This is a genomic window from Mesorhizobium sp. L48C026A00, from assembly GCF_000502375.1.
In the GTDB taxonomy this organism is placed as follows: Bacteria; Pseudomonadota; Alphaproteobacteria; order Rhizobiales; family Rhizobiaceae; genus Mesorhizobium; species Mesorhizobium muleiense.
Genome location: NZ_AYWU01000003.1, coordinates 195,288 through 221,659 on the forward strand (window position 1 = coordinate 195,288; position 26,372 = coordinate 221,659).

The 26,372-nt window shown below is 62.8% G+C and carries 25 protein-coding genes and 1 pseudogene; 13 read left to right on the plus strand and 13 right to left on the minus strand.

The window, feature by feature from the left end; genetic code table 11:
• Positions 1-456 precede the first annotated feature (456 nt).
• Entirely contained in the window at positions 457-885 is a 429-nt protein-coding gene (locus X738_RS50495; RefSeq protein WP_023797728.1) for a YybH family protein, read from the plus strand.
• Positions 886-1,234: 349 nt separating this feature from the next.
• Here the strand turns inward: X738_RS50495 and X738_RS50500 are convergent.
• Together X738_RS50500 and X738_RS50505 are read right to left on the minus strand one after the other, a co-directional pair.
• Positions 1,235-2,507, minus strand: a pseudogene (locus tag X738_RS50500) (RNA polymerase sigma factor).
• Positions 2,508-2,538: 31 nt separating this feature from the next.
• The gene (locus tag X738_RS50505; protein WP_023797731.1) at positions 2,539-2,889 is read right to left on the minus strand and encodes a YciI family protein; all 351 of its coding nucleotides are present in this window, start codon (positions 2,887-2,889) and stop codon (positions 2,539-2,541) included.
• An 817-nt stretch (positions 2,890-3,706) separates the two neighbouring features.
• On the opposite strand from X738_RS50505, the gene X738_RS50510 reads away from it, so the two are divergent.
• From X738_RS50510 to X738_RS88990, 4 genes are all read left to right on the plus strand, one after another.
• Complete coding sequence (locus X738_RS50510) at positions 3,707-4,786, plus strand: mechanosensitive ion channel family protein (RefSeq protein ID WP_023797732.1); 1,080 nt, start codon at positions 3,707-3,709, stop codon at positions 4,784-4,786.
• A gap of 70 nt (positions 4,787-4,856) precedes the next feature.
• On the plus strand, positions 4,857-5,579 hold the full coding sequence (locus X738_RS50515) for an RNA polymerase sigma factor (RefSeq protein WP_023797733.1): 723 nt from the start codon (positions 4,857-4,859) through the stop codon (positions 5,577-5,579).
• A gap of 159 nt (positions 5,580-5,738) precedes the next feature.
• Positions 5,739-6,602: a ferritin-like domain-containing protein gene (locus tag X738_RS50520; RefSeq protein WP_031254385.1), complete on the plus strand. Its 864-nt coding sequence runs from the start codon at positions 5,739-5,741 to the stop codon at positions 6,600-6,602.
• A 36-nt stretch (positions 6,603-6,638) separates the two neighbouring features.
• Positions 6,639-6,947 carry a twin-arginine translocation signal domain-containing protein gene (locus X738_RS88990; protein WP_084833637.1) on the plus strand — a complete coding sequence of 103 codons (309 nt, stop codon included), beginning with the start codon at positions 6,639-6,641 and terminating at the stop codon, positions 6,945-6,947.
• A 482-nt stretch (positions 6,948-7,429) separates the two neighbouring features.
• Here X738_RS88990 and X738_RS50525 read toward each other — a convergent pair whose 3' ends face one another.
• Positions 7,430-8,464, minus strand: coding sequence for a hydantoinase/oxoprolinase family protein (locus tag X738_RS50525; RefSeq protein WP_023797735.1), 1,035 nt, complete (start codon positions 8,462-8,464; stop codon positions 7,430-7,432).
• Between the two features lie 55 nt (positions 8,465-8,519).
• Between X738_RS50525 and X738_RS50530 the strand changes: the two genes are divergently transcribed.
• Positions 8,520-9,218 (plus strand): HisA/HisF-related TIM barrel protein, encoded by a 699-nt coding sequence (locus X738_RS50530; protein WP_023797736.1) that lies wholly within the window; start codon positions 8,520-8,522, stop codon positions 9,216-9,218.
• Positions 9,219-9,484: 266 nt separating this feature from the next.
• On the opposite strand, the gene fae is transcribed toward X738_RS50530, so the two are convergent.
• The 7 genes from fae to X738_RS50565 all read right to left on the minus strand — a co-directional run bounded on the left by fae (position 9,485) and on the right by X738_RS50565 (position 16,064).
• Positions 9,485-9,991: a formaldehyde-activating enzyme gene (gene fae, locus X738_RS50535; RefSeq protein WP_023797737.1), complete on the minus strand. Its 507-nt coding sequence runs from the start codon at positions 9,989-9,991 to the stop codon at positions 9,485-9,487.
• Positions 9,992-10,159: 168 nt separating this feature from the next.
• Entirely contained in the window at positions 10,160-11,029 is an 870-nt protein-coding gene (locus tag X738_RS50540; RefSeq protein ID WP_023797738.1) for a triphosphoribosyl-dephospho-CoA synthase, read from the minus strand.
• Positions 11,026-11,994, minus strand: a complete 969-nt coding sequence (locus X738_RS50545) for an ATP-grasp domain-containing protein (RefSeq protein WP_031254390.1) — start codon at positions 11,992-11,994, stop codon at positions 11,026-11,028. Before X738_RS50545 ends, X738_RS50540 begins: the two co-directional genes overlap by 4 nt.
• An 86-nt stretch (positions 11,995-12,080) precedes the next feature.
• Positions 12,081-13,037: a methenyltetrahydromethanopterin cyclohydrolase gene (gene mch, locus X738_RS50550; protein ID WP_023797740.1), complete on the minus strand. Its 957-nt coding sequence runs from the start codon at positions 13,035-13,037 to the stop codon at positions 12,081-12,083.
• Entirely contained in the window at positions 13,034-14,182 is a 1,149-nt protein-coding gene (locus X738_RS50555) for an ATP-grasp domain-containing protein (RefSeq protein WP_031254392.1), read from the minus strand. The genes mch and X738_RS50555 overlap by 4 nt, the downstream gene beginning before the upstream one ends.
• Positions 14,160-15,053, minus strand: coding sequence for an NAD(P)-dependent methylenetetrahydromethanopterin dehydrogenase (locus X738_RS50560; RefSeq protein ID WP_023797742.1), 894 nt, complete (start codon positions 15,051-15,053; stop codon positions 14,160-14,162). The genes X738_RS50555 and X738_RS50560 overlap by 23 nt, the downstream gene beginning before the upstream one ends.
• Before the next feature lie 42 nt (positions 15,054-15,095).
• Positions 15,096-16,064 (minus strand): beta-ribofuranosylaminobenzene 5'-phosphate synthase family protein, encoded by a 969-nt coding sequence (locus X738_RS50565; protein ID WP_031254395.1) that lies wholly within the window; start codon positions 16,062-16,064, stop codon positions 15,096-15,098.
• 159 nt (positions 16,065-16,223) lie between these two features.
• Between X738_RS50565 and X738_RS50570 the strand changes: the two genes are divergently transcribed.
• From X738_RS50570 to X738_RS50590, 5 genes are all read left to right on the plus strand, one after another.
• Entirely contained in the window at positions 16,224-16,604 is a 381-nt protein-coding gene (locus X738_RS50570; protein ID WP_023797744.1) for a 4a-hydroxytetrahydrobiopterin dehydratase, read from the plus strand.
• A gap of 118 nt (positions 16,605-16,722) precedes the next feature.
• Positions 16,723-17,829, plus strand: coding sequence for a tungsten-containing formylmethanofuran dehydrogenase subunit B (locus X738_RS50575; protein ID WP_023797745.1), 1,107 nt, complete (start codon positions 16,723-16,725; stop codon positions 17,827-17,829).
• A complete protein-coding gene (locus X738_RS50580; protein ID WP_023797746.1) occupies positions 17,823-19,454 on the plus strand; it encodes a formylmethanofuran dehydrogenase subunit A in 1,632 nt (543 codons plus the stop codon). The genes X738_RS50575 and X738_RS50580 overlap by 7 nt, the downstream gene beginning before the upstream one ends.
• Positions 19,442-20,350 carry a formylmethanofuran--tetrahydromethanopterin N-formyltransferase gene (gene fhcD / locus X738_RS50585; RefSeq protein WP_023797747.1) on the plus strand — a complete coding sequence of 303 codons (909 nt, stop codon included), beginning with the start codon at positions 19,442-19,444 and terminating at the stop codon, positions 20,348-20,350. The genes X738_RS50580 and fhcD overlap by 13 nt, the downstream gene beginning before the upstream one ends.
• Positions 20,347-21,156 carry a formylmethanofuran dehydrogenase subunit C gene (locus tag X738_RS50590; protein ID WP_023797748.1) on the plus strand — a complete coding sequence of 270 codons (810 nt, stop codon included), beginning with the start codon at positions 20,347-20,349 and terminating at the stop codon, positions 21,154-21,156. The genes fhcD and X738_RS50590 overlap by 4 nt, the downstream gene beginning before the upstream one ends.
• A 61-nt stretch (positions 21,157-21,217) precedes the next feature.
• Here the strand turns inward: X738_RS50590 and X738_RS50595 are convergent, their stop codons facing one another.
• The 3 genes from X738_RS50595 to X738_RS50605 are packed head-to-tail and all read right to left on the minus strand — an operon-like array spanning position 21,218 to position 24,786.
• On the minus strand, positions 21,218-22,042 hold the full coding sequence (locus tag X738_RS50595) for an alpha/beta hydrolase (RefSeq protein WP_023797749.1): 825 nt from the start codon (positions 22,040-22,042) through the stop codon (positions 21,218-21,220).
• Positions 22,043-22,053: 11 nt separating this feature from the next.
• Complete coding sequence (locus X738_RS50600; protein ID WP_023797750.1) at positions 22,054-23,541, minus strand: NAD-dependent succinate-semialdehyde dehydrogenase; 1,488 nt, start codon at positions 23,539-23,541, stop codon at positions 22,054-22,056.
• Between the two features lie 18 nt (positions 23,542-23,559).
• On the minus strand, positions 23,560-24,786 hold the full coding sequence (locus X738_RS50605) for an iron-containing alcohol dehydrogenase (RefSeq protein WP_023797751.1): 1,227 nt from the start codon (positions 24,784-24,786) through the stop codon (positions 23,560-23,562).
• A gap of 138 nt (positions 24,787-24,924) precedes the next feature.
• Here X738_RS50605 and X738_RS50610 point away from each other — a divergent pair, with 138 nt between their 5' ends.
• Both X738_RS50610 and X738_RS50615 read left to right on the plus strand, forming a co-directional pair.
• Positions 24,925-25,626 carry a GntR family transcriptional regulator gene (locus X738_RS50610; protein ID WP_023797752.1) on the plus strand — a complete coding sequence of 234 codons (702 nt, stop codon included), beginning with the start codon at positions 24,925-24,927 and terminating at the stop codon, positions 25,624-25,626.
• A gap of 126 nt (positions 25,627-25,752) precedes the next feature.
• The gene (locus X738_RS50615; protein ID WP_023797753.1) at positions 25,753-26,346 is read left to right on the plus strand and encodes a DJ-1/PfpI family protein; all 594 of its coding nucleotides are present in this window, start codon (positions 25,753-25,755) and stop codon (positions 26,344-26,346) included.
• Positions 26,347-26,372: the final 26 nt, after the last annotated feature.

The following is a 26,372-nucleotide window of genomic DNA, read 5'->3' on the forward strand; positions in this document are numbered from 1 at the left end:
AACGTATTGACCGCTTGGCTCCAGTTCTCTCGCGCGCACGTCGGTTATGCCGCAACCGCGACGTCCAGAATGGTCGCAACAATGTCTGCTTTCAGGCAGTAGCAACGGCCATCTCAATGGGTCGAAGTGAGGCGATCCACGCCGACTAACTCGTGAACCACGCGGCATGCTGCCGGTGCACGAGTGAAGCCAATGATCGAAAGTCTCATGCGTTGGTAACCCGGCTGGAACTAAAGACGCCACCCGCCATGCCCCAACCCGCCGCGGTTGATGTCGTTCGACCAGCCATCTTGCTGGTCGGGCTCTTAGTCGTATTGGCACTCGTGGTGGGCCACTAGAGCCCCGATGATGCCACGATGCAACAGCAGCTAGGACCGGCCATATTTGTTACGAATGGTGTCGATGTCGGATTGATCGCCCCGGCCTCGTCGTTCCAGAAAATGAAGGAGCAACGATATGTCTGAAAAGGAAGTCTTGTCTGTCATCCGGGGCCAGGAAGACGCAACTGCCAAGGGGGACGCCCGCGCCAACATCGATGCCATGGACCCGGATGTCGTGGTTTTCGATCTGCCGCCGCCGCTTGCCTATCGAGCCGAACAGGCACGCGACATCGAAGGGATAAATGCTTGGTTTGCAACTTGGCGCAACGGCGTCACCGTTCACATGGCTGACCCGCAGCTCATGATCGACGGCGATCTTGCAGTGGCCTTCGGGCTGTCGCGCATGACTGGCATCAAGACCGATGGCACAAAGGTCGACTCCTGGAGCCGGCGAACCATCGTGCTAAGGCGCATCGCCGGTTCTTGGAAAATCATCCACGAACATGCCAGCTTCCCTATGGCAATGGACGGAAGTGGGCGCGCTGTGACGGATCTCTTGCCGTAGTTCCGGAACGCCTAACGTCCTCAACAGGGATGTCGGCTTTCACGCGGCAAGGGTTCGTAGTTGAACGGTCGATTTGGCGGCGCGTTGCTGACAGTCAGCCTTGCGGCCGTTGGCGGACTTGCGGCTTAGAGGCTGAATGTCAGAAGCGTTCGGGAGCCTATATCCGTTCCCAAAATCGCACATTGAGCGCAACCAGCGGTTCTGACCCTAAGCTGCCGTTTCACCTTGGAAGTTCGGGCCGGGTGGGACAGCGGACGTTCCGCGATATGCAAGTCAGATCTTGCAGGAAAATGACAAATGCCCGGAAGCAGTCGATCCTGGGTCGATCATGTCCTTGTCTGATCAGGGATTATGATGACATCGCTGCGTCGGCCGCCTCGGCGGCGCGCCGCCTCAACAGGGCATGTTCCCGCCTGTTGCCCGCCAGCGCCGCGGCTGCTTCGAACGCGGCGCGCGCCTCCTCGTAGCGGCCGAGCTTGTGGAGGAGGTCGCCGCGAACGCTCGGCAGCAGGTGATAGCCTTTGAGCGCCGGCTCGCGCGCAAGGCGGTCTACGATCGCCAGCGCCACTTCTGGCCCCTCGGCCATGCCGACGGCAACCGCGCGGTTGAGGCCAATGATTGGCGAGCGCACGACAGCCGCCAGTTCCGCATAAAGTCCGGCGATGCGCGACCAGTCGGTATCGCCCGCTGTCCTCGCCTGGGCGTGGCAGGCGATAATCGTCGCCTGGAGGACGTAAATGCCGCCGGCTCCGCCTAATTCGCGTGCTCGCCCGAGCGCCTGCATCCCGCGCCGGATCTGGAGCTGGTCCCAGAGTGCGCGGTTCTGGTCCAGCATGAGGATTGGCTCGCCCCCTGCATCAGTACGCGCCGCCGTGCGCGAGGCGTTCAGCTCCATCAGAGCGAGCAGTCCATGGGCTTCGGGCTCGTGCGGCACGATGGAGGTGAGCCCGCGGCCCATGCGAAGCGCTTCATTGCAGAGCTGGGGGCGCAGCCAGTCCTCGCCGCTCGCCGCGGTGTAGCCTTCGTTGAAGATGAGGTAGACGACCTCCAGCACCGAGGAGAGCCGCTTTGAGAGCTCCTCGCCGCTTGGGGTCTCGTAGGCCAGCCCCGATTCCGAAAGAGTCCGCTTCGCGCGCACGATGCGCTGGGCGATTGTCGCCTCCGGCAGCAGGAAGGCCCTGGCGATCTCCTGTGTTGTCAGGCCGCAGATCATCCGCAGTGCCAGCGCCGCGCACGCCTCGCGCGATAGTCGCGGGTGACAGGCGGTGGATGAGCCGAAGCAGTTCATCGCCTATGTCGTCGTCCAGGGCCGAGTCGAGGTCGGGCATGGCCTGCTGCTCCTCCTCCATATCCCAGGCGATAATGTCGTGCTTGCGCTCGAGCATCCGGCTGCGGCGCAGATGATCCAGGGCCCGGCGCTTGGCGGTCGCCATCAGCCAGGCGCCGGGTTTTTCCGGAACGCCTGTGGCGGGCCACCACTCAAGGGCGGCCAGCAGGGCTTCCTGCGTCAAATCCTCGGCCAACGGCACATCGCGCAGCATCCTCGCCAGACTGGTGATCAGCCGGGGCTGCTCGATCCGCCACACGGCGAGGATCGTGCGATGGGCGTCGGCGACCGTCATGGCCGCCGACCGCGTCTGCAGGAACGTCGCCTCAAGGGCCGGCAAACGCGCGGACCTCGCACGTGCCCTCCCAATCCGGCATGAAATCCTTGTGGAGCTGCATGAACTCGACCGCCGATGCCACAGCCTCTTCCTTGTTCCGGAACTCCATGATCGCGTAGCCGCCGATGACCTCCTTCGCCTCGACGAACGGGCCATCGATGACGCTGAGCTTCCCCTCGGCGATGCGCACCTGCGCGCCCATCGCGACCGGCGTGAGCCCGCCCATGTCGACCATGCGGCCGGCCTTGATTTCCCGGTCGGCGAGCTTGTTCATCGCCTCGATGAGTTCCGCCGTTGGCGGTCCGGCGTGGGCGGAAGTGACGAACGACATGAAGCGCATTTGAGAACTCCTCCTGAGGCGAGCCGCGGACGTGGTGGCCGCTGAACAGTCTCGCTAATAAGTCGACGAACCAGCCCCCGGCGGATCGACATGCGCTTTGAATAAATCACGCCCGGGCTCTAAAGACGATGGGCGAGTGAACAGGGTCGATTGACCAACCCCATCTAACGTCCAACGTCGTGAGTTCCGTTGCCGCGTTATTTTGGCGCCTAGGAGGCTGGTACTAACTTCCGCCAAGGGGTCGACTTCCGCCGTTGGACGTCCGTCAATTTAACGGTCGGTTCTGACCCATTCGAGACCTTCATTCTCGGCGTTGCGAATGGCAGCAACGCGCCTAATCTCAGCCGTTCGTCGACGCTCAGCTCGATCCCGAATCCCGCCTTTCGCTCAGTCGTTGTGATGGGCTCGAGTCAATACGTGCAATCCAATGGATTGGCGGCTATCCGCCGGCATGATCCCGCCGCAGGAGCGAAGTCCGCCTCACGCAAGAAACGCGCCGGCCGATGAAGGCTGAGTTGCATTCGAACCAACGGCCGCTTGATGAACAGTCGAGATCTCTACCGGTGAGCTATCGGGGAGCTGCTGATACCAAATTCAACTTAATTTCGGATTGGGCTATAAGGCACTTGCCGAATATGGTGGCGACGTGCTTGCCGCCCTATTTCACCAAAGACGGGCCCGCCGGAATGAAGGCCAGCTGTCGGGGACCGGCAGGGAGCCAGTCAGCGACTGACGTTGGGTCGTTTGCCGGAATGCCGCCGTCGAGGAACGAGAAGGCACTGGCTGGGTGTTGATGGCCACATCGGGAGGTGAACCCATGGAACCGCGCGCCAAGAAACAGGAGAACCTTTCCCGACTCGAACGGGCCGCGCAACAGACTGCTGACCCAAAAACTATGGAACAGAAGGCGAAAAAGCCCGAGGAAAAATTCCGCTTCAGCCTACGCAAGGAAGACGTCTGGTGGACGGTTGGTTTCGCTGCCGCTGCCTTGCTGCTTTTTGGCATCCAAGTCCTGATCAATTGGCGCTTAGAATGGCTTGACGCGCCTTTGCGCGTTCGCGTGCTGAACTACGTCAGGGGCGGCCTTCTCATTTTCGTTATGCTGACCGTTGCGAATGTTATCGAAGTCTTTCTCATTGGCCGAATTCCCAATCGTGTTTCGCGCTTCAACTTGCAACGTATTTTTCGATTAGTCGTCGTCGTCGCCATCGTCTTCGTGGCCATTTCAGTCTTATTTGTGAACTGGTACACTGCGGTTGTTTCACTTGGCCTGATTTCACTGATTCTCGGCTTTGCGCTGCAAATGCCGATCTCCAGTTTCATCGCGTGGATTTATATTTTGGCCAGGGCGCCTTATCGCGTTGGCGACCGCATTCGCATCGGCGATGCCCATGGCGATGTCATTGATGTCAGCTATCTCGACACGACATTATGGGAATTTGGCGGCGAACATCTTTGGACCGATCATCCGAGCGGACGCGTCATCAAGTTTCCGAACTCCACCGTGTTTGACACGCCGGTCTTCAACTATTCCTGGCCGCTGTTTCCCTATGTCTGGAACGAAATCAAGTTTCAGCTCGCTTATGAAAGCGATCTGGAATTCGTAGCGAAAACCATGAGAGAGGTCGTCGACCAGCAGATCGGCGACATCATGAGCCAGAAGGTGAAGGTCTATAAGCACATCCTGTCGCAAACGCCGGTGGACGAACTCGAAGTGAGGGAGCATCCCGTGGTTCATTTTCGCGTCAGTGAAAACACCTGGCTCGAGGCCATCGTGCGTTACCTCGTGTCGCCGAAGGAAGCGGGGCGCACCAAAACACGCTTGATCAAGGAAATGCTGGCGCGAATGAATGCAAAACCCGATCGCGTGCTGTTTCCGAAGAGCAATTTGAGGTGAACTTCCTCCGGCCACGCCGCGCGGAGCCACCCCGCCCGCATCGCGGCAGGCTGATGCATCTGGAGCGCCTATGATGAAGCCGACCGGATCCACCGAGGCAGTGAGGATCGAGGACCTTGACGACGCGGGGCTGGTTGAACACGCGCGACAGCGTGACCCCGCCGCATTCTGGTTAATCATCAAGCGTCACAATCAGCGGCTTTACCGGGTCGCCCGCGCCGTCCTGAACGACGACACCGAGGCCGAGGACGTACTTCAGGAGACCTATATCCACGCATTCACCCATCTGGCCGAATTCCGCGCGGAGGCGCAGCTGTCGACCTGGCTCACCCGGATCGCGCTGAACGAGGCGCTGGGACGCCGCCGGAAAAGGCGGCCCACCGTCGACGTGAAAGCCATCGAGGGCATGGTCGCTCCGTTCAGCGCCCACAAGCCTGATCCCGAAGAGGCGGCCGCTCTCGCTGAAATCCGCAACCTCCTGGAGCGAGCCGTCGGTGGCTTGCCAGAGCCCTTTCGCATCGTCTTTGTCATGCGAGACGTCGAGGAAATGAGCATTGAGGAAACTGCTTTTCTCTTGGCATTGCGACCTCAGACGGTGAGCACCCGTCTTTATCGCGCACGCCGGCTGCTCCGCGAGGCGCTGCGGGACAAGCTCGCCACCGTGTTCACGGATACGTTTCTCTTCGCTGGCGCCCGTTGTGACCGCCTCGCGCAATCAGTCTTAGACCGGCTCGCAATCCGCCTAGTTCGAAAGGATACTCATCCGTTGAACACGGCGACTGAGCGCACGTAGGCGCCGGTCCACGCCGAGATTACGCCGGCTCCTTTCGCGGGGATGTTGTAGCGGGACGCGGGAATATTTTGGCGGCCCGGACCATCTAATCATCAGGCAAATGCACTCGGCGCCGCGGTGCTGACACCGGCGTTGAATCAACAAACATAGGAGACCGCCATGCAGGGCGCACTTCACCTATCCCGGCGTCAGTCGCTTCAGGGACTTGTCGTACTCGGTGCCGGAGCGGCACTCGGCGGAATCGCACGGTCTTCTCCGGTATTGGCACAGGACATATCGGACGAGGACATTTTCCGCTTTGCGCTCAACCTCGAATATATGGAGGCTGAATACTACCTCCGCGGCACCACCGGAAAAGGCATCGACGCAGCCGATGTCGGTTCGAAACCCGGCGACGTCGTTGGCGGCAAGCAAGTCTCCTTCGAGACGCCGGCCATCGGCGAATTCATGCAGGAAGTCGCCGAAAATGAACTCGCGCACGTCCGCTTCTACCGCAAGACGCTTAGAACGGACGCTGTTGACCGGCCGGCGATCGATTTCGATGCCGGTTTCAAGGCCGTCGCGGAAGCGGCGGGCCTCGGGTCGGACTTTGACCCCTTCGGCAACGAAACGAACTTCGTTCTCGGCGGGATGTTGTTCGAGGATGTCGGCGTCACCGCCTATGCCGGTGCGGCGACAGTTCTGAAAAACAAGGACTTCCTCGCCGCCGCCGCAGGCATCCTGGCGGTCGAGGCCTACCACATGGGCATGGCGCGATCGACGCTATACCGGAAGGGAGAGGAAGCCTGGAAGGTCGCCAACGCCGTTTCCGACGCCCGCGACAAGATCGACGGATCGGAAGACAAGGACCAGGGAATCCAGGTGGACGGAAAAGCCAACATCGTTCCGTCGACGCCCGATGCGATCGCGTTCACCAGAACGCCGCAGGAGGTGCTCCGGATCGTCTACCTCACCGACAAGGACGGAGTGAGCAAGGGCGGCTTCTATCCGGAAGGGATGAACGGCACGCTCAAGAGCACCTGAGCCAACTGCGACGAGGGCTGCTCTTGGAGAAAGACCATGAGTAAAGATGATGATGTGAACCACGGATCGGCAGCTTCAAGCCGAGCGCTGTCTCGCCGCAATTTCCTGAAAGTCTCTGTGACCGGTGCGGCGATTGCCAGCGCCGGCGGCCTTTCAGCCTGTATGACTGGACCGATGGCAGCCGGAAAGACAACCAAGGCGCTGGCGCTGTACCAGGACACCCCAAATCGTGGCCGACGCTGCGGTGGGTGTACTCACTTCCGAGAGCCAAACGGGTGCGAGATCGTTGCCGGTGCAATCAGCCCAAATGGCTGGTGCCGTTTCCACAAGCCGCTGCCGGCTTGATGCAAATTGCGGTCTCCCGCCTTATGTCTCGGGCGGGAGCAACGCGACGTCAGCTTCCACGTCCAGAGCGGACGTTGGCCGGCCGGCGGTAAGGCGTCTGCCTAGGGTCATGGGCGTGAATTCGTTCTCGGAGAGCGAGCGTCCGCATTGGGTCGATCAGCGGAATGGTCGCTTGTCTGTAACTTCGTCCCGAAAGCGGAAGGGCAGGTTTCGGCCCCATTGCGGTCATCCGCGAGTATGAATCTGGCTGACTGGTATTGGCGCAACTACGACCTCCAGCGTGATCTCCGGCAAGGTCTGCTTTCAGGAAGCTGCGAAGCCGATCTCTACGGCTGAGATGGGCCGCAAACCGGACATGCGCCGAGCGGGTGCCGAACGCGAACCTTCCACCCTGTTGCGACCTGCGCTGGTACGGGTCGGGATCTTCGAGCCGGGGGAAATATCTCATCGATCCGACTGATCGGACGGCCATGATGTAGCGCCTACAAGTGCGATCCCGCCAGCAGCGCCACCGCTGATGCGGGCGCGACGCTGCGGGCTTCGCCGCGAACGGCGTCATCTGCGGGGATGATCTCGGCGAAATCGACGAAGCGGCGTTCCATGCGTTCGGCCAGCCGCCTGATCTGCCAGCGGCCGGTTCCGGCGCCGACGATTGGCACATCCGGGACAAGGGACCCGGCAACCAGGGACGCTGCGTCGTGGATCTTGCGCAACTGCTGTTCGCTGAACCAGCGCGCGATTTCATGCCATTCCGGCAGGGTCAGCTCGGCGGCGTCGCGCCCGATCATGCGCGCCAGCCGCGCGATCGAGCCATCGACGGTCTTTTCCTTGCCGTCGGCGGAAGCGTGCCTGTCGTCCTTTTCGTCGAGCACCCCGAGGATCCGGTGCGCATCGGTGATCGAGGCGAAATACTCGTTCATCAGCGGTGTCAGCCTGCCGCGGACGGGGGCCGACGAGGCGACGCCGAACAGGAACGTCCTGGTGAAGCCGGTATAGACCAGTTCGCCGCTCAGCAGCCGTCCGGCATCGGTGTAGCCGTCATTGGCGACGGCGCCATTTCTAATGGCGATGATGTCGGTGGTGGTCGATCCCATGTCGACGAACAGGGCATCGCCGGCGAGTTTCGCCACCAATGACGCTGTCGCATGCCAGTTGGCAGAGGCGACGTCGGCGCTCAGCCGCGCTGCCTGCTCGACCCCGACAAATCCGGACGGTCCGGCATAGATCAAGTTTTCGCCTGGGACCCGCGCTGAAATCTCATCCAGCAGGGCCGCGACGCCGGCGTCGCGAGACGGAAAGATATCAGCCAGTTCGCCGGTCATGGTGAATGCGTTGAGATCGGCGCCGGCATAAATCGGGGCCGTTTCCCTGAACGCCGAGGTCAGGGTATGGAGCCCCAGCCAAAGCGGTGTGGCGATGGTTACTGCCTCGACGATGCGGCCGTCTTGCGCGCGCGTCACCTTCAGATGGGCGCCGCCAATATCGAAGCCGGCAACGATGCTCTTTCTTTTTTCCACACTTCAAGCTTTCATCAGAGTTGGTCAGGGCAGTTGGTCAGCGAGAAAAAGAGCGTTGCGTATCATTCCGGTTCTCGACCTGAAAGGCGGCGAAGTGGTCCGCGCCCAGCAAGGAAAACGCGATCGCTACAGGCCGATCGTCACGCCGCTCAGCAAAACTTCCGATGTCGTTGCGGTCACTGAGGGCCTGCGCCGGCTTTACCCTTTTCCGGCCTTCTATATCGCCGATCTCGATGCCATCGAAGGCGGAACGCCAAACAGCGGCGCGCTTGCCCGGCTGAAGGCGATGGCGGAGCCGCCTGAGCTTTGGGTCGATGCCGGCTTCGCCGACGAGAAAACCCTTTCGGCAGCACTTGCCGAACCCTGGCTTTGCCCGGTCCTGGGCTCCGAATCGCAGCAGGACGACGCGCTGTTGCGGCGTTTTTGCGATCATCCGGAGCTTATCCTGTCGCTGGATTTCTTCGACGACGGGTTTCGCGGTCCGGCATCATTTCTCGACGAGCCGGCGCTTTGGCCGCAAAAGCTGATCGTCATGACATTGGCCAAGGTCGGTTCCGCCTCCGGTCCCGATTTCACGCGGCTCGAGGCGATCAAGGCGAAGGCTGGAAGCCGCTCCGTCATCGCGGCCGGCGGGGTGCGCAACGAGGCTGACATTCGCGCCCTTTCGTCACTCGGTATCGCCGCGGCGCTGGTTGCGACCTCGCTGCATGACGGCACGCTCACGCCGGGGCACCTCGCAGCGCTTGTCACCTGACAAACGCTGGGCACCTGACATTCGTGTGGCCTCGAACTTCGGCCGCGGAAACAGGGCCTTGTAGAGCGGCGGGCCGTCAAGTCGATCGTCTCGCCGCTCTATCTCTTTGCTGGAGCATCGGATTCCCAAATACCGGTTTTCAACCCTCGGATCAGGCCCGAGGGCAGTTTTGGTCCGGTGCTCTAAAGGCCCAGAAGCTTTTTCAGGCGACGCAACAGACCATCCGGCTCCGCGGAGGGTTTTGCCTGTGCGGGGCTGTCTCTTGTCTAAGCCGCGAACGGATGCTTCACCTGGTCCCGCTTATCCGTGGCTTCGGCGGCCGTTGGCGTTCCTGCAACGGCGCGTTGGATGGCTTCCTTCGTCGCTTCGTAATTGTACTTCTGGATCTTGGCGTCGTCGGCGGCGTCCCAATGGATGAAAACGCCGACGCAGATGAACAGGTCGTCCGCCTCATTGGCAGGAATGGTCCCATCGGCGACGCTGTCCTGCACGGCCTTTGCGACTGCATGCTGGGCCGGGCCGAACATCTGCACGGCCTGCTTGGCGCCCTTGATCGTGACCTTATTGAACATCACGGTGTTGGGCTTGCACTGAAGATTGGGCGCGATCACCGCCAAAAGGGAGGTAAAGCCGTCCTTGTTGTTGGTCAGCGCGTTGCAAAATGCTGTTTCGACTGCGCTCCCCCGTGGGCCGATGAGCAGGTCGACATGCGCCACTTCGTTGCCGTCTCCTACGAGCGATTCACCGACCATTACTTTCGAGATCTTTGCCATGCCAATTTTCCTCCAAGACACAGTTATGGTGTCCAAAGACGCCGCAAACCGAGCGAGCGCTCGATGGACAGCTATCCTTGTTGGCAGCGCCCGGAGATCCGGACCGGTTGGCTGGATAGCCGCGGAAGCCCAGCTTCCGCTCCTGAAAGTCAACCACCAACGTTGCGATTATGCAAGCTGAACGCCGAGAGTGTGGACTAAAAGAGTAGCCACGGTCAGGTCGGCCGAGGTGCCGGGGTTGACGTTGTTCGCTTTCAGCCGGCGGTCGAGCTCCATGAGCAGACGAATGCGTGACGCCTCGTCGTCATTGCCATGCAGTGCCGCCTCAACGGCAAGGGCTTGTTGCCGCGCCTGATTTGCGACTTCAGCGCCATGGTTGCGCACCACATGACTGTCCGGGAAGACGGCGAGAAACGCCATATAGGCGAACACCGTCGGCCACATGCCGCCTTCGCCGCGTGCCAAGGCCGCTTGCAGAGCCGCAAGCCCGACGCCGAACACGTCGCCGAAACCGGTAACATATTGGCGGGCGATCATGTCGCGGTCGGCCGCCTCTCGCATGGCGTCGAGCAGATGAACCTTCGGCTCCTGCCGCACATCGTTCTCGGCCTCTCCGAGGCCGCCCGGCGCGGCGGCGACGATCGCCTCGAATACAGCCCTGGTATCGTCGATGCTCATCGCGCGCAGCACCGCGTCGAGATTATCGCGCAGGCGATTGTCGTGCAGTTGGGCGCCCGCCATTTCGGCGGCGCATAGCAGAGGCCCAGCAAGAAGGATGATGCCGAGATTGGTATTGGTCGCGACCGCCAGGCGCGTCGCGCGGACCGCTTCCAGCATGCGCTGTCCGACCGGCAGGCGGGGATCGGTCAGCGGGACGGACGAGACCTCGGCGCTGGTCATGAACTGGGCGGCGGACATGCCGTGCCCGTCGGCGAACAGATGGACGTTGCCCGGTTTCAGCGCCTCGATCTCCATCCGGCAGGCGTCCTTGTAGGCAGCCCGGAGGCGTTCTCGCGAATGCGCCATGCCGTCGGTCACGAATTCGCCGGCGCGGTGAGGCGGTAGGGTCGCGCCGCCGCCGCCTCTGGGTGATCAGCTGGGCGATCAGCCAGGAATTTCAGCAGGGCGTCGGCAATCGCATCGGCGATGTTGACCGCGACCACCGATTGAAGCCCGGACCAGGCGGGCATGCTGTTGACCTCCAGCACCAACAGCTTGCCGTCTGCCGCCGGCACGATATCGACGCCGGCGAAATCCGCTGAGATAGCGGCGGCGGCGGCCCGTGCCAGCGCCGCCAGTTCGGTTTCGCCATGCCCCGAAACCTGCCCCGAGACTTGCTCGGGCACCGCCCCGCGATTGACATTGGTGATCCAGTCGTCGCCACGGCGGCTCATCATCGCCAAAACCTCGCCGGCGCAGACGAAAACGCGAAAATCGCGGAAAGGAGGGCCAGAACGCGGCACGTAATGCTGGAGATAGTAGACGCCGTTCACCTCGTCCTCGGCGGGGAGGTCGGACAGTGTTTCGATCAGCCGGATGCCGCGGCCCTGGGCGCCGAAAAGCGGTTTTAGCACCAGTGGCGCGAACGGCAGTTCGCGTCTGGCGACCGCTTCGGCCATGGCAAGACCCTCGACCGCGAATGTCGGCGGCGTCGGCAGGCCGGCATTCTTCAGGAGGAAGGTCGTCATCGACTTGTCGACGCAGCGTTCTATCGCCTGCGCGGAATTCCACACCGGAATGGAAAGCTTGCCGAATGCGTGCAGCACGCCGAGACGCCGGGTGACCGCTTCGAACGATCCGGCGGCGATCGAACGGACAAGCACGGCGTCGGGCAGCGCGCCGTCGAAACCGGGGATCGACAGTCCGCTCGGGCTGCCGGTGTCGAACGCGATCGCCGGCAGCGGCACTGTTGCGACCACGGCGCCGCGCCGCTCCAGCCTTGCCGCCAGGCCCTTGGAGCGGGCGTCCGAGACGTCGCTGACGATCAGGATGCGAGGGATCATGTCACGCCTTGGATACCGGTATACGGAAAGCCGGAACGAATGCCCCGGCAGGCGGATGACAGACCGATCCATTGCAGCGCCATGGTCTAACCGAGGCTCCGTTCGAGCATCTGCAGATCACGCTCGCCGGCGCGGAACGTATCGCCGGTCTCGATCGCCGTGACGATCACTTCGGCCGGGCTGAACAGCAGCGGATCGATGGCATAGAAATCTCCCTTGAACCGCTTGAAGACTTCGGCGAAGGGGTGGCCGTGGTCGCGCGAGGCGCGGCTCGGCAATCGCTCCGCGAGTTCGCTGGCGTCTTTCGCCGAGCCTTTTACGAAGAGTTGGACGCTGCCGCCATAGATGATGGCGTCGTTGGTTCTGCCCATGGCGGTCAGAAAATCCGGATGCGGGGCGGGGATGGGCGCCGTGCCGATGCCGTCGACAACGTTCTCCAGCGGAAATTTGAGATCGTTGGTCTTGTGCAGGGCAACCTCGAGCGCGCGCGCAACGATCTGCACGCCGCCCGCCAGGCTTTGTGTCGGCGCATAGAGGAAGGTGAGCTTTTCGGGTGCCAGTCCGGTTGCCCTGCCGACCTTCTCGACGATCGCCTGGGGCGGCGGTTTTGCCGTCTCCAGGATCAGCACGGCGGACGACGCGGTGTCGCGATAGGAGAGTGTTTCGAACAGCGGTTCGACGCGGGCGAGCGCCCGCGCCGGTCCCGATCCCATGGCAAAATAATCCTGGCTCGACAGGTTCCAGCCCGCATACTGGCTGCCCAGGCAGGCAAGCACCGGCTGCGACGACCGCACTTCGATGGTGAACGGCCATTTTGGCGACGCACGGTCCATGCACACCGAAATGCTGCCGAGGCCGCCCATCGCGGCTTCCGCCATGCGCAGCCCGGCCTCGACGCCGCCGGCGGCCTTGGCGCCGGCGTCGATCAGGCACTCGCCCAATGGCCCGGTGGAAACGCCGATACGCAGGCGTTCGGCGTCGCCGATCATGCCGTCGATGATGCGCTGCGCATTGTCGTTGAGGAATGCCGAACCGTCTTTCATGTCCGGTCTCCTTCCCATTGGTGTTGCAATCGGCTGGCTTGTCCCTTGATCAGCCGCCTGGTCAGATCGGCGCTCGGACCGCGCGCGAAGATGGTGCAGACCGGATCGCCGGCGATCAGTCGGGTGCCGGGCGACTGATGGTCGGCAGTCCATTCAGGCCAGGCAATCGATGGAAAGCGGGCGATCGGCGCCGCCGCATAGGTCACCATCGACGCCATCGAATCGACGAAGCGCGGCAGACGGTATTTCTTGCCCGCCGCGGCGCGCAGATGCGCTTCTATCAATGGCGCGTCGGCATCGTCGAAAATGTCGAGCGTGGCGCCGGGCCGCGGATTGATCTCGATGAGCTTGTAGCCATCCGGTCCGCGAATGAGATCGGCGCTGCACAATCCAACTAGGCCGGCGCGACGCGCCAGACCTGAAAGCCAGCCGCGGATCATCGCCGCCCGTCTGCGATCGAAGCGCCTCAACCGCACGGCGCCGCCATAGCGATAGGGCGCTGCCGGGGCAGGCGACGCCCATTGTTGGCTGAAGCCGACGATGTCAGCGCTTTGGCCGTCGCCGACGAACAGGGCCGAGATGCTGCGGCCGGCAACGAAGCGCTGGAAATAGCGGCCGCCAGGAGCCTGACACTGTAATATCGGGGTTTCTCCGGCGGCCCGCCTGATATGCGCGCCGCCGGCGCCGCCTGCGGTCTTGACCACCCAGTTCTCCGGATCGGGCGGCGGGTCCCATTGGAATTCCGGATGCGGAATGCCAAGTTCGGCGCAATCGGTGGCCAGCAATTGCGGGTCCTTGATCCTGCGGATCGCGGCGCCGCTGTTGCCGGCGAGCGGAAAATGGCGCGCGATCTCGTCGACGGTCTCGGTCATCCGCTCGAAGCCCGAGCCCAGGACGATGGCGACCGGCTGGTCGTCTCCTGCCAGTTGCCGAAGCGTCTCGATGATGCGCAGGCCGTCGATGCCGCCTTGCAGGTCGCCCGGCAGCATCGTCGCGCGCTCGGCAAGCGCGACCGTGTCGGTATCGCAAAAGAAATCGGCGACCAGCGGACGATAGCCGGCGCGGCGCGCAGCGGCAGCCAGCGCCCGGCCTGAAATCGCCGCGATCAGCAGAGATCCGGCGTTATTTGGCAATCTCGCGTGCAAGGGAAAATGCTTCCTGGAAATCGAGCGTGATGGTTTTTTCGGATTCGATCATTCTTTTGAAGAGGCCGAATTCGACCTTGTATTTCACGTTGCCGATGGCGAGCGGACCAATGCCGACAGCTTTTGCCGCTTCGAGCGGATCGCCATTGGCATTGACGGCCACGCCTTCGATGCCGGCCGGCGGGACCGCATTGACGTCGGCGGCAATGAGCAGGCCGTCGCCTTTCAACTGGGCTTTCGAGACCACCTGGACGCCGGCCTTGGCGCACGCCAGGATCACCTCGCTCGCCTCTACCAGCTTCGTCTTGCGGGCGTCGCTCGATCCGTCGGCCGCATCGACGGCGATGTTGAACCGGCTTTTGATCTCGGCCGCGATCTGCTTGACCCTTTCGATGCCGTCATGGCCGACCAGCGTCACCCCCGCGCCTTCCCTGGCGGCGATGACGGCGGTGCAGAAGCCGACGACGCCGGTGGCGCCGAAAACGGCGATCCTGGTGTCTTTCAGCCCGCGCTCGAATTTCTTCTCCAGCGCTTTTTCCACCTTGGCCACCATCGCCGCGGCCGTGGTGAACGAGCCGGCTGGATCGGCGAATACCGAAACCTGGAAAGGCGGCACCATCGCCTTTCGCGCTGCGTCGAACATGTCGAGCGCCAGCGAGGCATCCTTGCCGGCGATAAAAATGCCGGTATCGACGCCCGCATCGGGCGGGCGCGAGAAGATCGCGTCCTGCACGAGGCCTGTCACCTCTCCCAGGCTTACATCGACATAGGGGACGACGGCGTCGAAGCCTGCATCGAGAGCCATATTCACGTCGAAAGGGCTCATATGCTTCAACGGCGTCAGCATGTGCAGGATGTGTTTGCGGGCCATTTCTCGCCTTTCTTCTTTGAACCTGATCGTGTTGGCCAGCCGTCAGCTGCCGACGAGATCAAGTCTGGTCGAACTGATCTTCGCGCCGGAATTCCTGCCCTTGACGATCCTGATCTCGACGCCGTCTTCAACTGCCTGCTGAACCGCACTGACGAAGCTGACTGCAGCGTCTTGCGATGAGGCGAAGGCAAACCCTGTCGGCCCCCACGAACTCTGGCCGATGCCGACGGCGCCTGCTTCGTTGAGAGCGTGGGCAACGCTCTCGACCCGCCTGGAGGTGAACACGCCGCCTTGCGCCGGGGCGAAATGGGTGCCGATCAGCATCTGGATCGCGGCGACGGCGGCGCCGAAGGCTGGCAGGTCGTGCTCGACAAGAGCCGGCATGATGCCCATCAGCACCCGCCGGCAGATCTCACCGCTGCCGGATGCCGGGAAGGGCGGCAGCGAACGAAACGCCGCGATCTCGGCGTCGCCATGCAGTCCATGCCCGCCATGGTCGAGGATCAGGATGACGCGCCACTCTTCCGGGAAAGGCAGTCGCGCCACGACCGGCGGCGGCCTGCCGCTGTCGTCCTTGCCGGCGTCGACAATGACGCCACCGTTTTCGAAGCTGGCGATGCCGATGCCGGATCGTCCGCCGCGATCGAGCAGGGTCGCATCGCTGCCGATATCGAGAGGCAGTTTGTGGAGCGTGCGCAGCGCCGCGGCGACGGCAAGGGCGATCTGCGTGCCGGAGCCCAGGCCGGCATGGCTCGGGATCGACTGTTCGACCACCAGACGGTGCTGACCGCGAATGCCGAGATGGCTGCAGAGCGTCGACAGATGTTCGCCGGCGCGACGGCTGTCGGCGCCTTCGACGATGGTCTCGCTGGACCGTGACAGGGTGACGACGGTTTCGGGTTCGCTCAGCGGCAGCCCGACGCTGCCAAAGCGACGCCCGGTATCGCCGTTGAGATCGAGGAAGCCAAGATGCAGGCGGGCGGGCACTTGTATGGTAACAGAATTCGACATCTACCCCCCGATGGGTGCATCATAGACGCATCATGGAAGTTTAGGTGCCCGTCGCCATGATAGCTGTTTTCGTCGAAGGGGCAAGCCGCAGAGAGTGCATTCGTTTTATCTTCTTTTGGCTCGGCGCGAGAACGGACCGGGCAATTCGCGGAGGTCGAGATGAACGAGACGCCGAGGGAAAAAGTCTATTCGGAAGCCGAGATTGCCGACCGGATCGAGAAGGAACTGCCGAAATGGTATTACGAGAACGGCTGGATCCGGCGCAAATACAAGACCCACAGCTGGAAATCGACACTGATGGTCATCAACACGGTCGGCCATCTCGCCGAGGCGGCATGGCACCACCCCGACATCACGGCTTCCTATGCCTGGGTCGAGGTGCGCCTGATGAACCATGCAGCCAAGGGCATCACTGACAAAGACTTCGAGCTGGCCAAAAAGATCGAGGATGTCGTCCAGTGGCAGCCGGCCCGGGAAGGCGGCGCGCTGGAAGGCACTCCGCCGACCGATCAGCGCTTCGCTTACATCAAATATGATTAAGCGCGGTCGGAATTTGTTGATGGCGTAAGAAAACATTCGCTAATCTGCTGACAGGCGGGGTTCACGGCCAATCCAGTTTCGTCTAGGATTGGGCCGGCACCAGAAAGTAGCGTAGTGAATGGCGGTTGCTTGGATCGGCAACCGGGTAACGCTGGTCGAGCGCGCGGCCGCACATGCCGCCGCGCTGTTGGGGTCAAGCCGGTGCCCGGTTTTCAGCCTGGATACGGATATACACGGCACCAGGGCGGCGATCGCGCTGGCTGAGCGGGTTGGCGCGGCATACGATCATGCCGATGGCGCGGCAGTTTCCCGGGAGGCCGCGCTTTTTACCGACAAAGGCGCGATGACCGTCGCGCCCGGCGAAACGCGCCGGCGCGCCGATGTTGTGGTGATCGTCGGCGAACTCCCGCAGATCCATCATCAATTTGTCGGCGAGCTTGCCGAGACGGTTCCCGATCTCTCGGCCCCCGATCTCTCGGCCAAGAATCAGCGCGAGATCTTTCTGGTCGGGTCGAAAGAAACGTCTGCGCCGCGGTTGAGCAACGGGCGGACGGCGACGCTGCTGTCCTGCGGCGAGGCAGGCCTCGGCGCGACGCTGGCGGCACTGAGGGCGCAGTGGAGGGGGCGCCAGACATCGCAGCCGGTGTCGAATTTCGACGATTTCGCCAAAGCCCTGGAGGCTGCGCATTTTCCCGTCTTCCTGTTTTCAGGCGACGCAACCGAAGGGCTGGCGCTGGAGATGCTGCAGGGACTGGTCAGCGATCTCAACCGCAAATCACGCGCATCCGGCCTGCATTTGCCGGCGAGCGAAAATGGCTGGGGAAGCGCGCTCGCCTCGACCTGGATGACCGGTTTTCCGCTGCGCACCGGCTTTGCGCGCGGCTTCCCGGACTTCGATCCCTGGCGTTACGATGTCGCGCGCATGATCGCCGCCGGCGAAGCCGATCTGCACCTGCGGATCTCGTCCTCGATTGTCCAGCCGCAGAAGAAAAGGAACCGCATGGCGCTGATCGCCCTGGCGAAAACGCATGAGCCGGTCGCGGGTGCTGCGGTCACCATCGCCATCGGCGAAGCCGGCGTCGATCACCAGGCGGTGGCCTATTCCAGCCGCACCGGTTCGCTAAGGTCGGTCGAGGCGCGAGCGGCGTCGGAACTGCCCTCCGCTGCGACCGTTATCCGGCTGGTTGCCAGTCATGTCTCCGCCGAGGCGGCGTTGCCATGCTGACGAAAATCGCCGGCGGCGACATCATCGATCCGGTCAACGGCCGTCTCGGCAAGGGCGACCTGTGGATCAGCGACGACAAGATCGCTGCGGCGCCGGCGGCGGGCGCTGCCGACCGGACCATCGACGCTGCCGGCTGCATCGTCATGGCGGGCGCCATCGACATCCATTCCCACATCGGCGGCGGCAACGTGAATACGGCACGGCTGCTGTTGCCGGAGCAGCACGCCGCGCACCAGGCGCGGCCGGCGACGACGCCGCTCTCCAATGCCGGCTGGTCGACCTTCCAGACCGGCTGCCTCTACGCCAAGATGGGTTTCACCACGGTGGTCGAGCCGGCGATGTCGCCGGGAGCCGCGCTTCACACCCATCTCGAACTGGCCGACATCCCGATCATCGACAAGGCGACGCTCGCCATTCTCGGCAACGACGATTTCCTGCTGTCGATGATCCGCGACGACGCCTCCTCGCAAATGATCGAGGACTATGTCGCCTGGACGGTCGCCTCGACGCGGGCGCTTGGGGTCAAGGTGATCAATGCCGGCGCGGCGGCCGCCTTCAAGGAAAACGTCCGCACCTTCTCGCTGGACGACGTGGTGCCTTCCTATGGCGTCAGCTCGCGCAAGATCGTCAAGACGCTGCAGGCGGCCGTCGCCAGCCTTGGCGTTCCGCATCCTCTGCATGTCCATTGCAACAATCTGGGCAGCCCCGGATCGGCGGACACGGCGGCCGCGACGATCGCGGCGGCGGAAGGATTGCCGCTGCACCTCGCCCATCTCCAGTTCTATGGCTACGGCACGGAAGGCAAGCGCAGGTTTTCCTCGGCCGCGGCGCGCCTTGCCGAACTGGTCAACGCGACGCCGGAAGTCACCATCGATATCGGCCAGGTGATGTTCGGCCAGACGGTCACCATCTCCTCAGACGTCATGCGGCAGTTTTCGGCGCGTGGCAGTGCGCAGCCGAAGAAATCCGTCATTCATGACGGCGACGGCAATGGCGGCGGCATCGTGCCCTACCGCTATGGCAAGGATTTCTATGGCACGATGCAGTGGGCGATCGGGCTCGAGCTTTTTCTCCTGATCGACGATCCGTGGCGTGTCTTCTTCACCACCGATCATCCCAACGGCGCGCCCTTTACCGCCTATCCGGCCCTGTTCGAGCTGCTGATGAGCCGGGAAGCGCGCACCGAAATGATTGCCGGACTTCCAAAATCCGCCATGGCGCTCTCCACCCTGGCCGCGATCGACCGCGAATACACATTCGAGGAAATTGCCATCATGACGCGTGCGGCCCCGGCCAAGCTGCTCGGGCTGACGGATCGAGGCCATCTCGGCGCCGGGGCGACAGCCGACATCGCTGTCTACCGCAGGGAGGGGAATATCGCGAACATGCTGGGGCAGGCGGCGTATGTCTTCAAGGATGGCGATCTCGTCGTGCAGGACGGAGAGATCACCCATTACCGCTGGGGCAAGGCGCTCAGGCTCAATCCGCCGCCGGACAAGGCGATGCTGCGGCGCTTGGAGGATTATCACCAGCAGCGCTACGGCCTGTCGCTGGACTGGTTCAATTTCCCGGAATCGGCGATCGCGCGAGAACAGCCATTCGGCGAGGTTGCATGCCGAACGTGAGCGTAAATGGCATAGTGATCGACGATACCTTTGCCGAGGCCTTCGGCATGCGCGCAACCGCCATCATCATCACCGCGCCGAACCGGAAATGGGCGCGCCAGGCGGCGATCACCATGACCGGCTTTGCCACCTCGGTGATCGGCTGCGGCTGCGAAGCGGCAATCGATGTCGAGCTGCCGCCATCGGCGACACCGGATGGCCGGCCCGGCTGCCGCGTGATGATCTTTGCGATGGGAACCGACGAACTGCAGAAACAACTGCTCAATCGCATCGGCCAGTGTGTCTTGACCTCGCCGGGTTCCGCCTGCTTCGCCGGACTGGAGGGCAGCGCCGAGCTGAAGCTCGGTTCGGCGCTGCGTTATTTTGGCGACGGCTGGCAGATCTCCAAGAAAATCGGCGGCAGGCATTTTTGGCGGGTTCCCGTCATGGACGGCGAATTCCTGTGCGAAGCAACGACCGGGTTGACGAAGGCTGCCGTCGGCGGCGGCAATTTCTTCGTCATGGCTGAAAGCAGCGCCAAGGCCTTGAATGCTGCCGAGGCCGCGGTTGCCGCGATCGGCCTGGTGCCGGGCGCGATCGTGCCGTTTCCAGGCGGCATCGCCCGTTCGGGTTCCAAGATCGGTGGTAAATACAAAGGCATGATCGCCTCGGCCAACGAAGCCTACGCGCCGACACTGCGCGGTGTTGTCAGGAGTGAACTCGGTGCCGACATCAACGCCGTCCTGGAAATCGTCATCGACGGCGAGACCAACGATGCCGTTGCCGCCGCGATGAAGGCCGGGATCAAGGCCGTCATCGAGCTTGGGCCGAGGCGAGGCGCGGTTCGCATAAGCGCCGGCAATTACGGCGGCAAGCTCGGCAAGTTCATCTATTCGCTGAAGGATATGCTGCCGTGAAAGCGCTGACCTTCACTCTTGTCGCCGAGCCGCCCGAGCGCCTTGACCTGTCGCCGCTGACCTCAGAGCGGCTTGCCGGGATCGAAAGGCGCGATATCGAAAAGATCCAGATCGGCATGTCGAAGCATGGCTCGAAGGTCGGCGATATCTTTCGCGTCGCCGGCAACGATCCGCAGGACATCGTGTTCGAAGGCGGCAGCGCGCGCCTCGACCGCGTGGCGGAAGCCATGCGGGGCGGTTCGGTTCGCCTCGTCGGCGATGCCGGCGCCCAGGCCGGGCGCGCCATGCGCGGCGGCACGCTCACCATCGAAGGCAATGCAGGCCCGCATGCCGGCTCCGGCATGCGCGGCGGCAGGCTTGAAATAACGGGCAACGCCGGCGATCACCTTGGGGCGCCGCTCGCCGGCGAACTGGCCGGCATGAATGGCGGCGTGCTGATCGTCAGGGGCAAAGCCGGCGCTTTTGCCGCCGACCGCATGCGGCGCGGCCTGATCGCGGTGCTAAAAGGCTTGGGCGACAATGCCGGCAGCCGCATGATCGCCGGCACGCTGGTGGTGGCCGGCGGCACCGGCGAGATGCCCGGCTATCTGATGCGTCGCGGTTCGATCCTGCTCGATCGCGCGCCGAAAAGCCTGTCGCCGACCTTCGTCGAATGCGGCGCCCCGGAAAGCGTCTTCGCCGCCGTCATCGATCGCCATCTGATTGCCGAGGGTATTTTGAAACGGCCGCTGCTGGGCAATGCGCCGCAGAAATATGGCGGCGACAACGCGGTGCTTGGCTTGGGGGAGGTTCTTTTCCCTCGCTGAGGCGTGCTGCTGACGCCCTTGCGGTAAGCCGCGATGGATGATGGCCGGCATGTCTGCTGGATCAACGATCGTCGTTGGCAATCAGTTTCGTCAGGCAATCCCCCGCCTGGCTCCGGGGCATGCCGAGATCTCTGACACTGTCCATGTGGTTGCGGTTGGCGAGAACAAGCGACGTTACCGGCGAACCCTGCTGCAGCAGGTGCTCCTTGAATCGATCTGCCTGCTGATGGAAAGGCGGCGTCTCGTTGGCTCCGACCAGAACCATCGCCCTGGTTTGAGGATCATGCCGATGGGCAAGCGGTGTAAACCTGGCGACTTCCTCATCGGTGATTGCAATCTCGTTGGCGAGAAAGGAATTTTGGAGCGGTTTCAAATCGTAGAGCCCGCCGAGCAGAAGGGCTGCCCGCACATTGGAGGGGGTATGCTCGCTGTTGAACAGGAACGTTGAAAGATGTGCCCCGGCCGAATGACCGCTGACGGTCAGGTTTGCCGGGTCTCCGCCATGGTCGGCGATATGGGCCAGAACCCACCGCTTGGCGCGGCGCACCTGGTCGACGATCGTCGCCATCCTGACCTTGGGCATCAGAGCATAGTCGACGATGGCGGCAATCGCACCGGCCTGGGTAATCGTCGCCGCGACGTATGAGTAGTCGCGCTTGGAGAACATCCTCCAGTAGCCGCCATGGATAAACATGTGCACCGGCAGGCCGCTTGTTTTGCCCGGGGGAAAGAACAGGTCGATGGTTTCGGTCTGATCCGGCCCATAGGCAATTTCCGCTGTCATCGGGATGGTTGCGCGGACGGCCTGGCTGCGGTGAACGATGTCCTGGACGATTTTGTCAAAATCGGCGACATGGTCGCGGATGCGGAACGGATCGTTTTGCACTCTTCCTCCGCTCAGATGCTGATGGCGAGGTATTTCGCCTCCATGAACTCGGCAATGCCGTGATGCTGGCCGCCCTCGCGGCCGAGGCCGCTCTGCTTGACCCCGCCGAACGGTGCTGCCGGATCGGACATCAAGCCGCGGTTGAGAGCGACCATCCCAGCTTCGATCCTGGATGCCACCCGCATTCCACGCGCAAGATCGCGCGTGTATATGTAGGCGGCAAGACCGTATTCGGTGTTGTTGGCACGCGCGATGATTTCGGCTTCCGTTTCGAAGCTCGAGATCGGCGCCACCGGCCCAAAAATTTCCTCGTGCGCCATCTCCGCCTCGGCCGGGACGTCGCAGAGCACGGTCGGCGGATAATAGTATCCCGTTCCCGAGCCTGCGTTGCCTCCGCACAGCACCCGCGCGCCACGGGCGACAGCATCGTTGACCAGACGTTCGATCTTGTCGACGGCCCTCCTGGTGATCATCGGCCCGCACTCCGTGGCCGGGTCCGTGCCGGCGCCGATCTTGAGTGCCGACATCCGCCTGGCGAGGCTTTCGCAAAACGCATCATAAACGCCGGACTGGACATAGATGCGGTTTGCGGCCGTGCAGGCCTCGCCGGCGTTGCGCATCTTCGCCACCATCGCCCCATCGACCGCCGCGTCGAGATCCGCGTCATCGAATACAAGGAATGGCGCGTTGCCGCCAAGCTCCATCGAACACGAAACCACGTGCTTTGCGGCCTCGGCCAGCAGGACGCGCCCGACAGAAGTCGAGCCGGTGAAGGAGAGTTTGCGCACCCGCGGATCGGCCAGCATCGCGGCCGTCACCGGGCCGGGATTGGAGGTTGTCAGAACGTTGACAACCCCCGGTGGGACACCCGCTTCTTCATAGAGTGCGGCAAGCGCGTAGGCGGTAAGCGGGGTCTCGCTGGCCGGCTTGAGGATCACTGTGCACCCTGCAGCCAAAGCGGGCGCGATCTTGCGCGTCGCCATGGCGGCAGGAAAATTCCAGGGTGTGACAAGGACGCAGATGCCGATCGGCTCGTAGTCGACGACGATCCGGTTGGTGCCGGAAGGCGCCATCCCGAATTCGCCGGAGATGCGAACCGCTTCCTCGGCATTCCAGCGAAAGAATTCCGCGGCATAGGCGATCTCGCCACGCGCGTCCCGCAGCGCCTTGCCGTTTTCCAGCGAGATCAGGGTGGCCAGCGTCTCGCAACGCTGCGTCATCAGCTCGAAGCAACGCCTGAGGATTTCGGAACGCTTGCGGGGCGCCGTTGTGCGCCAGCCATCGGCGGCCCTGGCCGCAGCCTCGACGGCGGCCGCGGCATCTTCGATCGTCGCATCGGGAACCGCGGCGATCACCGCCTCGGTGGAGGGATCTACGACCTGGATTTCCCTGGCGTCGGCGGATTGCCGCCATTGGCCGCCAATATACAAGCCGTGGGAGAATCTATGGAAGCCGGTAGTGTCCTGATCGTCCTCCAGCACTTGATGCGATATGTTCATGGCCTGCTCCTCGATTGCTCACATGACACAGGCGGCGAGGTCGCCATCATAGGCGGCCTGGATCAGGCCGCGCATAGCCGCCAGATCGAATGGACGCGGATTGTTCTTGATGAGACGGTCAATGCCAAGCGCCTGTTCGGCGGTCCAATCGAGCTTGTCGGCGGCAAGCCCGAGCCTGGCCAGCGTAGGCGTGATGCTGATCGCTGCGAACAGCCGGCCGACCTCATCGATCGTCGCGTCGGCCATCTCACCGGTGCTCCGGCCTTTTCCGTCGAGACCAAGGGCAAGGCCGATCTCGGCCATCTCGGCGGCCACTGCGGCCCGGTTGTACTTCATGACATAGGGCAGCATAGTGGCGACACCCAGCCCGTGAGCGGTGTGGGTAAGGGCGCCGACCGGATATTGCACCGCGTGCGCCGCCGCAGTTCCGGCCGTCCCGAACGCGCAGCCGGCTGCAAGCGCGCCCATCATCACATCGGCGCGAGCGTCCTCGTCAGAGGGGTCGCGGTATGCCTTCTCGAGACTGCGGCCAAGCAGCTTGATGGCGAGCAGCGCAAGATGATCGGTCAACGCGCTCTTGCCGATGAAGACATGTTGTTGCGGCAGGCTGGGGTCGGTGCCGCGCCTGGCGGCGGTGAAAGCCTCGACCGCATGGGTCAGCGCGTCTGCGCCGGCGATCGCCGTCAGTCCCGGGGGACATGTCATCGTCAGTTCGGGGTCGCAGATGGCGGCTGCCGCGATCAGATGCGGGCTGGAGATGCCGACCTTCATGGTGCGATCCGGATCGGAGATCACCGCGACAGGGGTCACTTCCGAGCCGGTGCCGGCTGTCGTTGGCACTGCGATCAGCGGCAGCGTCGGACCGGGCACCTTGAACTCGCCATAATAGTCCTGGAGCAGGCCGCCGTGACTGATGAGCAACGCGGCGCATTTGGTCATGTCGAGACAACTGCCGCCGCCGATGCCGATCACCATGTCGGGCGCAAAATCCCGCGCCTCCTCGACGCAGACGGCAACCGTGTCGCGCGGCAAATCGGGCTGCACACGATCGTGAACCAGCACAGCGATCGAGGCGCCCTCGAGCCCCGCCACGATCTCGGCGAAGGCGACGGTGGCGGCAAAGCGCTCGTCCGTGCAGACGAGAGCGCGACGGCCGAGCCTGGCCGCAACTGGTGCAATGACATGGCGCTGGCCCTTGCCAAAGAGGATTTCGCGCGGCAGCCTTATGGCGGCGAAAAGGCTCATGGTCTGCGTCCCTCGATGATGTGGATGGCGAGAGCTCGCCAAGCTTGGCGCAAAGCTATCCTCTATCAGATCGTATAGGATATAGGATTGTATTGAGCCAAGCATCATGTTAGCCAGTGATCCTGTCAAGAGGCAAAGATGCAGGTCACGAACGCCAGCAACGTCCGAGGAGTCGACCCCGCCAGCGGACGCATCCAGCGATCCAACAGCCTGGTGGAGGACGTCTATGAAGCGATCTTCGCGCAACTGATGTCGCTGAAGATCGCGCCTGGCTCACGGATCACCGTCGACAGCCTGGTCAAGGAACTCGAAGTATCGCACACGCCAATCCGTGAAGCGCTCGGCCGCCTCGAAGGCGAAGGCCTTGTGCTGAAGACACATTTGATCGGCTACCGCGCCGCGCCGCAGATAACCAGGCGCCGATTTGACGAACTGTATGAGCTTCGCCTGCTGCTCGAGCCGCATGCGGCGGCCAAGGCAGCCGCATTGATGGATGAGACGAAACTTGCGGTGCTTGAGGAGTCCGCAGGCGGCATGGCGCGCCGCGAAGGCAAGGATGAACGCCTGCGTTACTCCAATTTCGCGCGGCAGGACGCCATTTTCCACGATAGGATCATGGAATTTGCAAACAATGAACTGGTGCGCGAGACGCTGGCGTTCCAGCATACGCACTTCCACATCTTCCGCCTGATGTTCCATTCGCGCGTCACCGAGGAAGCGCTCGACGAGCATCAGGCCATCCTGGCCGCCTTCGCTGCCTCCGATCCCGCTGCGGCGGAACAGGCGATGCGCCGTCATATCGAGCATTCCCGTGATCGTTTGCTGCCGGCGTTCGATTGAGGCTGGCACGATGTTCGTCACCGTCGGGAGCGGCGCCGTCACGTTGAATTCACCGTTGATCAACGCGAGCAAACGTCCGGGAGATCCCGGATAAAACCCTTCCATCCAAAAAACGAGGAGCCGACCATGCCAGGCAAGAAAATACTGATGTTGACCGGTGAGTTTACCGAGGAATACGAGATCTTCGTCTATCAGCAGGCGATGGAGGCGGTCGGCCACATCGTCCATGTCGTCTGTCCTGACAAGAACGCTGGCGACCTGATCAAGACGTCGCTTCACGATTTCGAGGGTGACCAGACCTACACCGAAAAACCCGGCCACTACGCGTTGCTGAACAAGACCTTTTCGGAGGCGGAAAGACAGCTCGACCAGTATCATGCCGTCTATTGCGCCGGCGGCCGTGGCCCCGAGTACATCCGCACCGACAAGCGTGTGCAGGCGATGGTTCGCCATTTCCACGAGACCAGGAAGCCGATCTTTACCATCTGTCATGGCGTCCAGATCCTGATCGCGGTGGACGGCGTCGTGCGTGGCAAGAAGGTCGGTGCGCTGGCTGCCTGCGAGCCGGAAGTGACGCTGGCCGGCGGAACCTATATCGACCTGTCGCCGACCGAGGCCTATGTCGACGGGACGATGGTCTCGGCAAAGGGCTGGACCGCACTTGCCGCGTTCATCCGCGAGTGCCTGAAGGTGCTGGGAACGGAAATCCGCCACAGCTGAAGTCGATCGTCCGATGCATCCCAAAC

Excerpts from the sequence above, each read along its gene's own strand:
- fhcD (WP_023797747.1), top strand. The coding sequence starts at position 19,442 with ATGCCGAACGTGAGCGTAAATGGCATAGTGATCGACGATACCTTTGCC.
- X738_RS50610 (WP_023797752.1), top strand. The coding sequence starts at position 24,925 with ATGCAGGTCACGAACGCCAGCAACGTCCGAGGAGTCGACCCCGCCAGC.
- mch (WP_023797740.1), bottom strand. The coding sequence starts at position 13,037 with ATGAAAGACGGTTCGGCATTCCTCAACGACAATGCGCAGCGCATCATC.
- X738_RS50575 (WP_023797745.1), top strand. The coding sequence starts at position 16,723 with ATGGCGGTTGCTTGGATCGGCAACCGGGTAACGCTGGTCGAGCGCGCG.
- X738_RS88990 (WP_084833637.1), top strand. The coding sequence starts at position 6,639 with ATGAGTAAAGATGATGATGTGAACCACGGATCGGCAGCTTCAAGCCGA.
- X738_RS50510 (WP_023797732.1), top strand. The coding sequence starts at position 3,707 with ATGGAACCGCGCGCCAAGAAACAGGAGAACCTTTCCCGACTCGAACGG.
- X738_RS50495 (WP_023797728.1), top strand. The coding sequence starts at position 457 with ATGTCTGAAAAGGAAGTCTTGTCTGTCATCCGGGGCCAGGAAGACGCA.
- X738_RS50615 (WP_023797753.1), top strand. The coding sequence starts at position 25,753 with ATGCCAGGCAAGAAAATACTGATGTTGACCGGTGAGTTTACCGAGGAA.
- X738_RS50505 (WP_023797731.1), bottom strand. The coding sequence starts at position 2,889 with ATGCGCTTCATGTCGTTCGTCACTTCCGCCCACGCCGGACCGCCAACG.
- X738_RS50565 (WP_031254395.1), bottom strand. The coding sequence starts at position 16,064 with ATGTCGAATTCTGTTACCATACAAGTGCCCGCCCGCCTGCATCTTGGC.
- X738_RS50605 (WP_023797751.1), bottom strand. The coding sequence starts at position 24,786 with ATGAGCCTTTTCGCCGCCATAAGGCTGCCGCGCGAAATCCTCTTTGGC.
- X738_RS50560 (WP_023797742.1), bottom strand. The coding sequence starts at position 15,053 with ATGGCCCGCAAACACATCCTGCACATGCTGACGCCGTTGAAGCATATG.
- X738_RS50545 (WP_031254390.1), bottom strand. The coding sequence starts at position 11,994 with ATGATCCCTCGCATCCTGATCGTCAGCGACGTCTCGGACGCCCGCTCC.
- X738_RS50520 (WP_031254385.1), top strand. The coding sequence starts at position 5,739 with ATGCAGGGCGCACTTCACCTATCCCGGCGTCAGTCGCTTCAGGGACTT.
- X738_RS50570 (WP_023797744.1), top strand. The coding sequence starts at position 16,224 with ATGAACGAGACGCCGAGGGAAAAAGTCTATTCGGAAGCCGAGATTGCC.
- X738_RS50580 (WP_023797746.1), top strand. The coding sequence starts at position 17,823 with ATGCTGACGAAAATCGCCGGCGGCGACATCATCGATCCGGTCAACGGC.
- X738_RS50600 (WP_023797750.1), bottom strand. The coding sequence starts at position 23,541 with ATGAACATATCGCATCAAGTGCTGGAGGACGATCAGGACACTACCGGC.
- X738_RS50515 (WP_023797733.1), top strand. The coding sequence starts at position 4,857 with ATGATGAAGCCGACCGGATCCACCGAGGCAGTGAGGATCGAGGACCTT.
- fae (WP_023797737.1), bottom strand. The coding sequence starts at position 9,991 with ATGGCAAAGATCTCGAAAGTAATGGTCGGTGAATCGCTCGTAGGAGAC.